Consider the following 12,366-nt stretch of genomic DNA (forward strand, 5'->3'; position numbering starts at 1 on the left):
CCGAGTAACCCATATGTGGTCAGCGGCACGTCGAAATTGGCCTGATTTGCTTGTTCGGGGCTGCTCGAGCGGCGTAGCCTGCAACTACTACGGTCGGTAGTAGCAGTACGTCGAATGAGGCAAAAATGGATGCACTGGACGTCTCCAGGTGGCAGTTCGGAATCACGACGGTCTATCACTTCATCTTGGTTCCACTGACCATCGGCCTGGCGCCGATGGTCGCGATCATGCAAACAGTGTGGGTAGTGACCGGCAACGAAGCCTGGTTGCGTGCCACCAAGTTCTTCGGCAAGTTGTTCCTCATCAACTTCGCGCTGGGCGTGGCAACCGGCATCGTCCAGGAGTTCCAGTTCGGGATGAACTGGAGTGAATACAGTCGATTCGTCGGTGACGTTTTCGGCGGGCCGTTGGCGCTCGAGGGTCTCGTTGCCTTCTTCCTGGAGTCGACATTCCTGGGTCTGTGGATCTTCGGCTGGGACCGCCTCCCGAAAAAGGTTCACCTGCTGACGATCTGGATGGTGGCCATCGGCGTCAACGCTTCGGCGTGGTTCATCGTCGCCGCGAACTCCTGGATGCAACACCCTGTCGGCGCGCAGTGGAATGAGGAGAAGCAGCGCCCCGAGCTGAAAAGCCTCTGGGATGTCATGACCAACAGCACGACGCTGGCCGCATTCCCTCACACGATCGCCGGCGCATTCTTGACCGCGAGCACCTTCGTCGCGGGCATCGGTTGCTGGTGGATGGTCCGAAACATGCGGCGCGCGACAAAGCTTCGGGACACGGTGCCTGCGGGCGCCGGAGGGGGTTCGGCAACAGCCGTCGCCGACGACCTCGCGCCCTCGATGCACGGCAAATCGGCCGATCAACTCGAGCGCGACGCCCGCACCCTGTACCGTCCGGTCACACGACTGGCGCTGTGGATCATGATCATCAGCGGAATCGCACTGGCCATCAGCGGCGACCAGCAGGCCAAGCTCATGTTCAAACAGCAACCGATGAAGATGGCGTCGGCAGAATCGTTGTGCAGCACGGAAACCGGTGTCGGATTCTCTGTCCTCGCGATCGGAACACAGAACAACTGCGAAGCGGTCACGCACCTCATCGAGATCCCCAACCTGCTGTCGTTCCTGGCCGACAACAACTTCGATTCGACGCTGCAAGGTGTCGAGGAGTTGCAGGCCGAGCACGTTGCGAACTTCGGGCCCGGAAACTACAAGCCCAACTTGTTCGTGACCTACTGGGCGTTCCGCGCGATGATGGGCTGGGCGGTCGGCTCGGGCGCTCTGGCCTTGCTCGCACTTTGGTTGATGCGACGCGGACGAATACCGGACTCGAAGAAGTTCGGCACGTTCGCGATCTGGATGATCCCGACCCCGTTCTTGGCCAACAGTTCTGGCTGGATCTTCACCGAGATGGGCAGACAGCCCTGGATGGTGGCGCCCAATCCGGAGTCGCTCGGGGCCGGCGGCGGCCTGGAGAACATCCACCTGACGGTACAAGAGGGTGTGAGCAGGCATTCGGGCTATCTGGTGCTCACGTCACTGATCATCTTCACGTTGCTCTACGGAGCGCTCGGACTCATCTGGTTCACGCTCATCCGTAAGTACACCCGTGAGGGTCCGGCGGCCCCGATCGCCGGCGCCGCGGCCAGTGGTCCGGATGGGGGCGGCGGGCCGGACGATCCGTCGTCGCCGGAGGGCGGTCCCAAATCCGACGAACCCAAACATCTTTCGTTCGCCTACTGAGATCGGCAGGAGTACTCAATGAGTTTGCCAGAGTTCTGGTTCGCGATCGTCGGCTTCCTGTTCCTCGGATACTTCATTCTCGAGGGATTCGATTTCGGCGTCGGCATGCTGATGCCGTTCCTCGGTCGCGCCAAGCACGGCGTACCCGGTGACACTCGGCGTCGCGCGATGCTCAACACCATCGGCCCCGTCTGGGACGGCAACGAGGTGTGGCTGATCACCGGTGGCGGCGCGCTGTTCGCGGCGTTTCCCGCCTGGTACGCAACCATGTTCAGCACTTTCTACATCCCGCTGTTCCTCATCCTCGTCGGTTTGATCGTGCGGGTGGTGTCCATCGAGTGGCGCGGGAAGATCGACGATCCGCGGTGGCGGTGGTGGGCGGACGTCGGTATCGGCCTGGGATCGTGGTTACCTGCGATCCTGTGGGGTGTTGCGTTCGCGAACCTGGTACGCGGCCTGCCGATCGACGGCGAAGAGCAGTTTACCGGCAACTTCTTCGATCTGCTCTCACCGTATGCACTTCTCGGTGGTGTCGCCACAGCGATGTTGTTCGCAACCCACGGCGCGGTGTTCTTGGCTCTCAAGACCTCGGATGAGCTGCAACAGGATTCGATGAAGGCGGCCTTGTGGATCGCGGTGCCGACGACCGTCGTGGCAGCGGTGTGGGGTCTGTGGACCCAGATCGAATACGGCAAGGACTGGACCTGGATCGCGCTGGGAACCGCGGCAGTGGCGATCATCTCGGCGACAGTCCTGGCGTTCGCCCGCCGAGAGGGATGGGCCTTCGTCGCTACCACCGTCGCCATCACGGGCGTTGTGATCCTCATCCTCGGATCGATGTTCCCGAACGTGATCCCCTCGACCACGGATCCGGCCTTCAACATGACCATCGAGGGCAGTGCCTCCAGCCATTACACCCTGGTCGTGATCACCTGGGCGGCAGCGATCATCACCCCGATCGTCATGTGCTACCAGGCCTGGACGTACTGGGTCTTCCGCCAACGCATCTCGACCAGTCACATCCCGCCGTCGATCGGACTTCCCTTGCGAGAACGCAAGGTGACCGAGAAGTCGACATGACCTCGACCGTCCAGCCCACCAAGGCGGGACGCCGCTCGAGGTCGGGGCCGCCCATCGACCCGCGCTTGTTGAAGTACTCGTCGGCATCTCGGCGGTACGTGGCGCTCACCGTGCTGATGGCGCTCATCCAGGTGATCTCGGTGATAGTGACCGCGACGATGGTCGCCTCGATCCTGTCGGAACTGATCGTGTCGCCGAGTCTGCGGAGTCTGGATGCGCAGGCCTCGCATCTGATCACCCTGGCGGCGGCGATTCTTGTCCGGGTGGGGGCTGTCTACCTCCACGATCGCTACGCCCACCGCGCCAGTACCAGGGTGATCGCGGAATTGCGCGACGCCGCGTTGACGGCGGTGTCAGACCCTGCCCGGACATCGCCGCGGGAGCTGCTGCGGGCACGGGATCGGCTGGCCACCACGCTCACCCGCGGGCTGGAAGCAGTTGGCCCGTACCTGACCGGATACGTTCCGGCGCTGATTCTCTCGGTGGTCGTGATTCCGGTGTTGGTGATCGTGATGGCCTGGGCAGACCTCACGTCCGCCGTCATCGTGGTGATCACGTTACCGCTCATCCCGATCTTCATGATTCTCATCGGACTGATGACGCGCGAGCGCACCGCCGATCGCCTCGACGCGATGAGCCGCCTGTCATCACAGCTCCTCGACCTCATTGCCGGTATCCCGACCCTGCGGGCCCTCGGTCGTGAGCGCGATCCAGCGGCACGGGTGCACGAGCTGGGGCAGGCCCATCGCCGGAGCACGATGCAGGCTCTGCGGGTCGCTTTCCTCTCCGGTGCCATCCTGGAGTTCCTGGCGACGCTCAGTGTGGCCCTGGTGGCGGTGAGCATCGGCCTGCGACTGGTGTTCGGGGAGATGGGTTTGTATGGCGCTGTGCTCGCGCTGATCCTGGCTCCCGAGGTCTACCTGCCATTGCGGACGGCCGGCGCACAGTTCCACAACTCGGAGGCCGGGGTCGCCAGTGCCCGAGAGGTTTTCGCGATCATCGAAGGCGAGAAGGCCGGTATGACGCCCGCCAGCCGTTCGGTGGCGATCGCCGGCGCGGCCATCTCCGTCGTCGGGCTAGGGGTACACGGGCGCGATGGCTGGGCACCGCACGATCTGACCGCCACCATCTCCCCGGGTCGGTTGACGGTGCTGACCGGACCCAACGGCAGTGGCAAGTCGACGTTGCTCGCGGCAATGCTCGGGCTCCAGCTGCCCGACGAAGGATCGGTCCTCATCGGTTCGGTGCCGGTGACCGAACTCGACCGGCAGGCGCTGTGGGAGCAGGTGGCGTGGCTGCCTCAGCATCCTGTCCTGGTGCCGGGTACCGTCGCCGAGAACTTTGAACTGCTCGGGCCGGTCGGCGATCGGGAGCGCGAGACCGCCTGCCAGGTCAGCGGATTCGACGGTGTACTGGAAGAACTCCCGGGTGGCTGGCAGGCCCGGCTCGGCAGCGGGGGCGTGGGTCTGTCAGCAGGGCAGCGGCAACGACTGGCATTGGCGCGGGTCTTGTCGTCGCCGGCCCCACTGCTGCTGCTCGACGAGCCCACCACCCACCTCGACCCCGAATCGGAGGTCGCTGTGGCACGAGCATTGCAGGCCCGCGCGCGGTCGGGAGACACGGTCGTGGTGGTCGCGCACCGCCCGGCGATGATCGCGGCAGGAGACGACATCATCGATATCGCGGGGGTGCGTCATGCGTGAGCGACTGCGCGGCGACCCGCTCTGGTCTGCGTTGGGATTGCTCGGACTGCGTGGAAAGCCGGTCGCCAAGTCACTCGGGCTGGGGGTCCTCGGTGCGGGCAGCGCGTTGGCTCTCGCCGCGCTGTCCGCCTGGCTCATCACCCGGGCGTGGCAGATGCCGCCGGTGCTGTACCTCTCGGTGGCGGTGACAGCGGTACGGGCGCTGGGGATCTCGCGTGGTCTGTTCCGCTATTTCGAGCGACTGGCGACGCATGACCTGGCCCTGGACGCGATGTCGACCGCCCGCCGGCGGCTCTACCTGGCACTGGCCGGAGGACCTGCCGGCTACTCGGTCGGTCTCCGACGGGGCGAACTGCTCGCGCGCACGGGCTCGGACGTCGACGAGATCGGCAACGCGGTGATTCGTGCGCTCATCCCGATAGGGGTGTCGTTTGTGGTCTCAGGCGCTGCCGTCGCGGTCATGGCGATCGTGTCCTGGTGGGCGGCTCTGGCGTTGGCGCTGTGTCTTGCAGTCAGCGCAATGCTCGCGCCGTGGCTGGCCGCGCGTGGTGCGGCGCGGGCCACGCATGAGGGTGCTGTCGCGCAGCAACGTAGCGCGGAGGCCGTGATGACGTTGCTCGACCACGCTCCCGAACTTGCCGTCGCCCGTCGGCAACAGGGTGTCCTCGCCGATGCGCGGTCCGCCGAGCTCGACGCCGAACGGGCCGCTGATCAGGGCGCGGCGCAGGGCGCATGGGGAACGGCCGCGTTGCCACTCGCTGTGGGTATCTCGGTCATCGTTGCCGCGATGGTCGGGATCGGGCTGGCGAACGAGGTCTCACCGATGGCCCTCGGCGTGCTGATCCTGCTGCCGCTGAGTGCGTTCGAGTCGACCGGCGTGATGACCGAGGCCGCGTTGCAGCTGCAGCGCAGTCGTGGGGCCGCCCGCCGCATCATGGCGATGGTCGACAGGTCCGACGACTACCGCGCGGTGCAGCGGCGGGTCTCGGCCGACCTGGGGCCCGGTGAGATGAGGGTCCGCGGACTGCGCTGGGGCTGGCCAGGCGGTGCCGAGTTCGGTGGAGCCGCCGGTCTCGACCTCGACGTCGCCCCGGGCACGCGGATCGCTGTGGTGGGGCCGAGCGGATGCGGCAAGTCGACCCTGTTGCTCACCCTCGCCGGGCTGCTGGAGCCGCTGACGGGCAGTGTCGAACACACCGAGGACGATGAATCGCTGGTGCGATACTTCGCCGAGGACGGGCACATCTTCGTGACCAGCGTTCGCGAGAATCTGCTCGTCTCACGGGGAGACGCCTCCGAGGACGAGTTGACCTCGGCAATCGAACGGGTGGGACTGACGGGTTGGGTCCGCGGCTTGCCCGACGGCCTCGACACCGAACTCACTGCAGGCGCCGACTCGATCAGTGGCGGCCAGCGGCGCCGCCTGCTGTTGGCCCGGGCACTGATCAACGCAGCGCCGATCCTCCTCATCGACGAACCCGCGGAAAACCTCGACCGCGACGATGCGGCAATTCTGCAGGCTCAGCTGCTCGACGTCCACGGCCGCACGCTCGAACGCGAGCGGGCCATGGTGATGGTGACCCACCAATTGCCCCGCGATCATCGGGCTGACCTGGTCGTCGACCTCTCCTCGTTTTCGCCGGCAGAAAAAGCTGTTGCCGAGTCCTGGAACCGGGAGTAGTTTCGTCGGTACACGAGGAAGGAGGTGGTCTGAAATTGATTTCTAGGACACGTGAGGTGACCACCAGCTAACCGGCCGTTCTGTGGAATGTTCTGTGCCTCAGGCGGTATGGAGCTAATCCACGGTGGTCACCGGACCCCGCACCTCGACCTCGTCCAAGGTCGGTCAACCCGCTTCTTGCGGGTGGTGCGGGGTCTGTTCTCGTTGTGAGGTGGATTCCGAATCCGGATGGGTGGGCAGCAATGATTCTGCCGATGGCGGTGGCCACCGGTGTAGCCGACGGGTCTGTATCGCTCGCCTTCCGTCGCTGGGCACAGGCCCGGGTCAGGGTGGACGAGGTCTTCCACACGTATGCGGGTTTGGTGCGGATTACCGCAATCGACGACATCGACCCGGCATCGATCAGCGAGGACGATGCACGCGCCGCGGGCGAGGCATCCGTCGCGAGCATTCGAAGACGATTCCGAGGCAAGGACTCCGATCCCGTTTTCAGGATCGGTCTGGAATGGGCCGGGCCCGATCCGCGTATCGCCCTACGCGGCGCCGATGATCTCAGCCCCGCCGACCTCGCCGACATCACCGCCAGGTTGGCCCGTTTCGATGCGCGTAGCCCGGTCGGACCGTGGACCAGGGCCACACTTGATCTGATCGCGGAGTATCCAGGCCTACGTGCCGTTGAACTCGCGGAAAAGGTTGACCGTGAGAAGGATTCATTCAAACTGGATGTACGGAAGCTGAAGAATCTGGGTCTGACGCACAGTCTCGTTGTCGGATACGAACTGTCCGAGCGTGGTCGCGCCTTCCTCGCAGCCGACGCTGGTCACGTCTGACGGTCGGCGGCCTCTCGCGCGGCGACGATCTGGTTGCTGTTGGCTTCGGACCACACTCTGAGTGCATCGACCGGTCCCATCAGGGACTCTCCGAGTGCGGTCAATTCGTACTCGACTCGCGGTGGTATCTCGGGGTAGATCGTGCGGAGTATCAGGCCGTCGTGCTCGAGTCCACGCAACGTCTGGGTCAGCACCTTGGGCGTCACCACGCCGATCTTCTCGCGCAGCGCGGTGAAGCGGACGGGGCCGGACCGCAGCGCGATGAGCACCAAGAGGGTCCATCTCTCGCCGAGGCGCTCGACGACCATGCGGCTCGGGCAGTTCGGCTTCAACACGTCAGCCTGGATGCTTTCCATGAGGTAAGTATGGCACGTTGAAGTCACCGGTATCCGGCGGATACTGTCCTGATCACGTGCTAGAAAATGCCTGCGGAGAGGTGCTGAAATGACTGTTGTGTTGACCGGTGCGACCGGATACATCGGAGGAGCGGTGCTCGACGAACTCCTCGCCCGGGGCAAGCAGGTGATCGCGTTGGTGCGGTCTGAGCCTGCGGCGACCACCGTTCGGGCAAAGGGTGCGGAGGCGGTGAGCGTCGACCTCGCGGACGTCGCTGCAGTGCGCGTGCTGCTGGCAGGTGCGGACGGCGCCATCCACACGGCGAGCCCGGGCGATGCCACCAGCGAGACCTTCGACGCGGCAGTGATCGACGCGGTGCTCGCGGAGTTCGGCGGGACCGATAAGCACTACGTGCACACCAGTGGGGTGTGGATCTGGGGTTCGCAGTCGCAGATCGTGGAGGATTCGCCTCTCGATCCGCCGGCCATCGTCGCCTGGCGCTTGGAGCAGGAGCAGCGGCTGCTCGAATCCACGGTGGCGGCAACGATCGTGGCTCCCGGCATCGTGTACGGCGAGGGTGGTGGCATCGCGAACATCGTCGTCGATGCCCCCGGTGCGGGAACCGGTGAGGTCGTACTCATCGGCGATGGTTCGCAGCACTGGGGAACGGTCCATGTCCGTGATCTCGCGAAGCTGTATGTGCTTGCTTTAGAAGGCAATCCAGGTGGCCGATTGATCGGGGCGAGCAGTTCGGCGACTGTTGCCGACCTGTACGGCGCTGCACACCCGGGAGCGACCTTGACTGCGGAGCATGTGGATGACACGCGTGCCCGCTTGGGCGCTGCGTTCGCAGACGCTCTTCTGCTCGATCAAGTGGTCAGCGAGAAGGTGCGTTCCCGGGATCTCGGGTGGCAACCGATGCAGACGTCCTTGCAGGACGAGCTCGCGGCGGGCTATCGGAGCGCGGGTCAGCCGGCGTAGCGACTCAGTTTGGCGGAGGCGCGAGGCACCAGGTCACCGTCCGAGTCGACACGTTCTTCGACGTAGGCCAGATCCCCGTCTTCGACCAGACCGTACAAACGCTTGGCTCCACCGGCCTTGACGCCAGACGCCGCCTTGATCACGACATCGGTGGCCAGTTCCCACGACGTCTGGTTCAGCGGGTTGCCGTAGAAGATCTCGACCCAGCCTTCGGCGTGGGTGAGGAGGAGTTCGATGGTGTCGTCGTCGCCGATCCGCCAGAAGCCGGTTTCGCGGGCGTCGGGGCCGACGTAGTTCGCATCGTCGTCGATCGTCCAGCTGCGGGCTTCCCAGTTCAGGTAGTTCTGTCCGTCGTGGCTGACGATGAGCTGCTGTCCGAAGCGGTAGTCGCCGGTCTCGGGGTGGTTACCCTCGCCCTCACCTCGCCAGATACCCACCATCGGGAGTAGTGCGAGCAGGCCCGGATGCAGGTCAGCACCCTGACGGAGGTTGGCGGTGTCGTCGGGTAACGGCAGGTCAGGCAGCGCCGGAACGTTCCGGGCGCCGGTTTCCTGCGCCCGGATCTCAGCCTGGTTGACCGCCTCGTTGCCGGAACGGGTCACGATTCGTCAGTGACCAGCCGGTAAAGGACGTACACGCCGAACCAGGCGATCAAGATACTCGCCAGAACCAAGAGAGCTTCGAAGAAGATGACCACCTAGGCATTCTAACTCGCGCCGCCTGCTCGGTGCGTGTGGGGATTACCTCACTTCAGACGGGCTGATCAGTCACGTCAGGGCGCCTGATCGAGGACGGATTGCGGGAGTCGACAGGGAGTGTCGCCGCTCAGTCCGGTTGCTTTGATGGATCCGAACCGGATGCTGAAGCCACCCGCCGTGATGAGGGTGTCGTGCACTGTCGATTCATCGTGCAGCGCCCCGGTCTTCACCGTTCCGAGCGTCGAGGCGTGATCGACGACGATCTGGAACGCTCGATCCCAATCGTCCGGTGCCACAGGTAGGTCCGCGAGGCGAGTCGCGGACTGCCCTCTGAACGCGTTGTCGGAGTAGCCGGGGCAGGTGGTCGTAGTGAAGTCGCGGTTCCAGCTGAACTGGAGATAGGGGAACGCTTCAGACAGCACGTTGCTGGTCTCGATGAGAAATGTATTGAGCTGTTGAGCGGCTTCTTCGAACGAGGGTTGAGCACGGAGGTGCCGGTCGTTGCGGGCGAGATCTTCAGCTGACAATTGCTCTCCTTCGGAGTCGTTGGAGCTCTCGTACACCTTGCCGAGTGCAAAGAGGCCGATCACAAGAATGGCTGCGATGACTGCGAGTACGGCGCAGATCATCAGTAATGGTCGGAGCCATCGTTTGGGTGTTTTCGATGGCCCGGTCACTTTGGTTCTTCGATCTCGAGGCCTGAGTCGGTGAGCACAGACGCCAAGTTGTAGCCGGCCATCCGGAGCCACTCGTTGTTGTCGGGGCCTTTGACCGATCGTGGATAGTCCGCGTGGCCGCTCCCTCCCTCACGGGCAATGCCGGTGCGGTCGACGCCTTCATCAGCCGACAACTGCATGAGGTCCCCGGTTCGGGTGGGGTCGCCGCCATAGGTTCCAAAGTCTGCAATGTGGTCACCCTCGTTCTCGATCACGAATGCATCCCCCTCGTCCAGACCCAACGTGCGGGCGTTGACAGTGGACACTGTTCCGGCATCACCCAGACCCGGCGAACCGTAGAACACTGCATCGTCCACGCCGGCACCATGCGATTCCTGGAGCGCGTGAGATGTGACAACTGAGCCGTACGAGTGACCCAACGCCGTGATGTGGGGATCAGACGTCTCAGACGCGGCGTCGACCCCCCTGTAGAAGTTCGCAAGATCGGTTGCGGCGTCGTCAGCCTTCGAGTCGGAAGCAACGTCGATTCCACCTCTGGCGGTGTCGAGGTTGCCGGGCCCGGTCGAATTGGGGGTGTCATATCCGATCCAGGCAATTGTGGCCACCGTTTGGTTTTCTTCTCCGACGAAGTCCAGCTGTCGTAGTGCCTCTTTCTGAAGGTTCGATGCCTCGGTGACCATTCCTTCTAAGCTGCCGTTAACATTTGTGCCGAAGCCCGGTGTGGTCACAGAGACATGGTCGGCGGTATCGGGATCGCCGACAGCCACAGCCGCATGGCCGCGCTCGCCGCTGGTCATGTCGAGGAGCATCAATTTCAAATCTCGAGGTCGGTCGGGCGTGCTCTGGTCATCGTCGGGTACGAGTCTCCCAAGCTCTGCCGCAACCGCATCCAGATCCTTCAATTTTTCTTCCACATACCAGAGTGCTGCGTCCTCATTCGTGAACGTGCCGCCGAAGTGATTGTCGTCAATGTTGTCCTGCAAACGTTTACGTTCCGCTTCGAGTCGGGCCCTCTCGACTGGGATCATCGCTCGGTTGGCCTTGTCGCGAACTGCGGCCGGAATGCCGTCGACGTTGCCGACCCATCCAGGATGTTGGGAGAGGACGTAGTTTTGCTGCTCAGGCGACAGCGCATCCCAGTACTCTTTGGCCTCCAGCGGCGTCAGTTGTGGTGCCGGCGGATCTGTTGTGAGACTTCCCTGTTCGCGACCAGTCCTCTTGATTTCTTCGGTGGACGTGGCGTCACCGGCGGTTATCTCGCCCGATGCAGCCTTTCGCAGCACGGCAGTTGCGTCGGAATCGACGTCGGCGGCCTGCGTCATCAAGGCGCGCGCGGCTGTCTCGATCTGCAACTCCGCGCGCTTCAATCTTTCGATCTCGTCGGCTTCTTTACAGTCTGTGCTGTAGGTGACCTGCCCGTCGTCGTGCAGCATCATCTGGTTCGAAGCGGCATCGCTGTCGAGCTTCTTCAACTCGGCCTGCAAATGCTCTACTGCGACTTCTGTCTGTCGCGCGAGTTCCTGCACGGCGCTGACCGTCGCAACTTCGTCGGAAAGGTCACCGGCGGTGATGGTGAACTTTTTGCCTCGCCGCGTGAACCGATTCGCCCTGCCAGCCCGGCAACTGGCCGATTGACTGCAGCTTTGATTTGACGTCCGTGAGCGTGTCCCCTCGACTCGACAGCGTCGTCTGCAACGTGGACAGTCCCGCGACGTCCCACGCACGAATATCCCCCAGGTCCAATTCGCCCCCTCGAACGACCAAGCCACGACACTCGGTGTGGCGGACAATAGCCTAGGGTATTGCTCGGGGAGTCAAGCGAGGGGGAGCTGTGTCAGAAGATCTGCGCGTGTCAATCGAAGATGTCATGACCGCGGCGACGATGACAGTGCAGGCTGGGTTGCTGGCCGACGACGAGCTGTCAGAGGGCGAGACAAGAATCAATACTGGCGGTGCAGACTCGTTCCGTGGGACTGCAAACGGGGCGCTGGGAGAGTTCACCACCTACCTGAGCAAACGGCGACAGTCTTTGGACTTCGCGGTGGATGACATCGTGCAGGGCCTGCGGGGAGCCGCCATCGCTCTTGGCACCGCCGATCAGGATGCGGGGGAACAGCTTCGGGTGGTCGCGAAACATGCGTCCGCACAGAGAAGCTCGGTTCTGGATCTCTAGCCACAGGTATCACCAGATTCGGCCCCTGCGTGGGCGTCGAGGGACATATGCCCTCGAGCGGTCCAGGCGGAGCCGAATGTGGTGGGCATAACGTCTGTCGCACAACAAAACCCGGCCCACCTCGACAGGCGGACCGGGCTTTGGAAGTGGAGCTCTTACTTGCTGACGACCACGTCGTGCTCGTGGACTCCGGCACCGTCTGGATGCACGGTGACGTCGCCGTTGCCGGTCGACGACAGGGCGCGCAGCGTCCAGGTGCCCGGAGCGGCGAAGAAGCGGAAGTCGCCCGTACCGCTGGCGACAACCTCGGCGGTGAACTCGCCGGTCTTGTCGAGCAGCCGCACGAACGCGCCGGCCACCGGGTTGCCGTCGGTGTCGAGCACCTGACCGGTCAACACGGTCTCTTTCTCGGTATCAACACCGGCGGGCAGTTTCTGACCCTGTTTAGGCGCAGCACACATA

Annotated in this window: 12 protein-coding genes; 7 read left to right on the forward strand and 5 right to left on the reverse strand. The window is 63.8% G+C overall.

The annotated features are described in order from the left end of the window. Positions 1–125: 125 nt before the first annotated feature. The 5 genes from BH683_RS17320 to BH683_RS17340 all read left to right on the forward strand — a co-directional run bounded on the left by BH683_RS17320 (position 126) and on the right by BH683_RS17340 (position 7,039). Complete coding sequence (locus BH683_RS17320; protein WP_084837531.1) at positions 126–1,745, forward strand: cytochrome ubiquinol oxidase subunit I; 1,620 nt, start codon at positions 126–128, stop codon at positions 1,743–1,745. 18 nt (positions 1,746–1,763) lie between these two features. Then, the gene (gene cydB, locus BH683_RS17325) at positions 1,764–2,825 is read left to right on the forward strand and encodes a cytochrome d ubiquinol oxidase subunit II (protein WP_084837532.1); all 1,062 of its coding nucleotides are present in this window, start codon (positions 1,764–1,766) and stop codon (positions 2,823–2,825) included. Then, positions 2,822–4,528 carry a thiol reductant ABC exporter subunit CydD gene (cydD, locus tag BH683_RS17330; RefSeq protein ID WP_084837533.1) on the forward strand — a complete coding sequence of 569 codons (1,707 nt, stop codon included), beginning with the start codon at positions 2,822–2,824 and terminating at the stop codon, positions 4,526–4,528. The genes cydB and cydD overlap by 4 nt, the downstream gene beginning before the upstream one ends. Beyond that, the gene (gene cydC, locus BH683_RS17335; protein ID WP_084837534.1) at positions 4,521–6,209 is read left to right on the forward strand and encodes a thiol reductant ABC exporter subunit CydC; all 1,689 of its coding nucleotides are present in this window, start codon (positions 4,521–4,523) and stop codon (positions 6,207–6,209) included. Before cydD ends, cydC begins: the two co-directional genes overlap by 8 nt. 242 nt (positions 6,210–6,451) lie before the next feature. Next, positions 6,452–7,039: a hypothetical protein gene (locus BH683_RS17340; protein ID WP_084837535.1), complete on the forward strand. Its 588-nt coding sequence runs from the start codon at positions 6,452–6,454 to the stop codon at positions 7,037–7,039. On the opposite strand, the gene BH683_RS17345 is transcribed toward BH683_RS17340, so the two are convergent. Further along, complete coding sequence (locus tag BH683_RS17345; RefSeq protein ID WP_084837536.1) at positions 7,030–7,395, reverse strand: helix-turn-helix domain-containing protein; 366 nt, start codon at positions 7,393–7,395, stop codon at positions 7,030–7,032. The genes BH683_RS17340 and BH683_RS17345 overlap by 10 nt on opposite strands. An 88-nt stretch (positions 7,396–7,483) precedes the next feature. Here BH683_RS17345 and BH683_RS17350 point away from each other — a divergent pair, with 88 nt between their 5' ends. Beyond that, positions 7,484–8,356 (forward strand): NAD-dependent epimerase/dehydratase family protein, encoded by an 873-nt coding sequence (locus tag BH683_RS17350; protein ID WP_084837537.1) that lies wholly within the window; start codon positions 7,484–7,486, stop codon positions 8,354–8,356. Here the strand turns inward: BH683_RS17350 and BH683_RS17355 are convergent. From BH683_RS17355 to BH683_RS17370, 3 genes are all read right to left on the reverse strand, one after another. After that, positions 8,344–8,958, reverse strand: coding sequence for an FABP family protein (locus tag BH683_RS17355; protein ID WP_084837538.1), 615 nt, complete (start codon positions 8,956–8,958; stop codon positions 8,344–8,346). The genes BH683_RS17350 and BH683_RS17355 overlap by 13 nt on opposite strands. A 170-nt stretch (positions 8,959–9,128) precedes the next feature. Continuing rightward, positions 9,129–9,683, reverse strand: coding sequence for an LppA family lipoprotein (locus tag BH683_RS17365; protein WP_084837539.1), 555 nt, complete (start codon positions 9,681–9,683; stop codon positions 9,129–9,131). Positions 9,684–9,727: 44 nt separating this feature from the next. Then, complete coding sequence (locus tag BH683_RS17370) at positions 9,728–11,257, reverse strand: alpha/beta hydrolase (RefSeq protein WP_084837540.1); 1,530 nt, start codon at positions 11,255–11,257, stop codon at positions 9,728–9,730. A gap of 323 nt (positions 11,258–11,580) precedes the next feature. Between BH683_RS17370 and BH683_RS17375 the strand changes: the two genes are divergently transcribed. Continuing rightward, on the forward strand, positions 11,581–11,904 hold the full coding sequence (locus BH683_RS17375; protein ID WP_143696074.1) for a hypothetical protein: 324 nt from the start codon (positions 11,581–11,583) through the stop codon (positions 11,902–11,904). 155 nt (positions 11,905–12,059) lie between these two features. Here the strand turns inward: BH683_RS17375 and BH683_RS17380 are convergent, their stop codons facing one another. Beyond that, on the reverse strand, positions 12,060–12,365 hold the full coding sequence (locus tag BH683_RS17380) for a DUF1416 domain-containing protein (RefSeq protein WP_084837542.1): 306 nt from the start codon (positions 12,363–12,365) through the stop codon (positions 12,060–12,062). Position 12,366 lies beyond the last annotated feature (1 nt).

This window comes from Williamsia sp. 1138, assembly GCF_002095435.2.
Lineage (GTDB): Bacteria > Actinomycetota > Actinomycetes > Mycobacteriales > Mycobacteriaceae > Williamsia.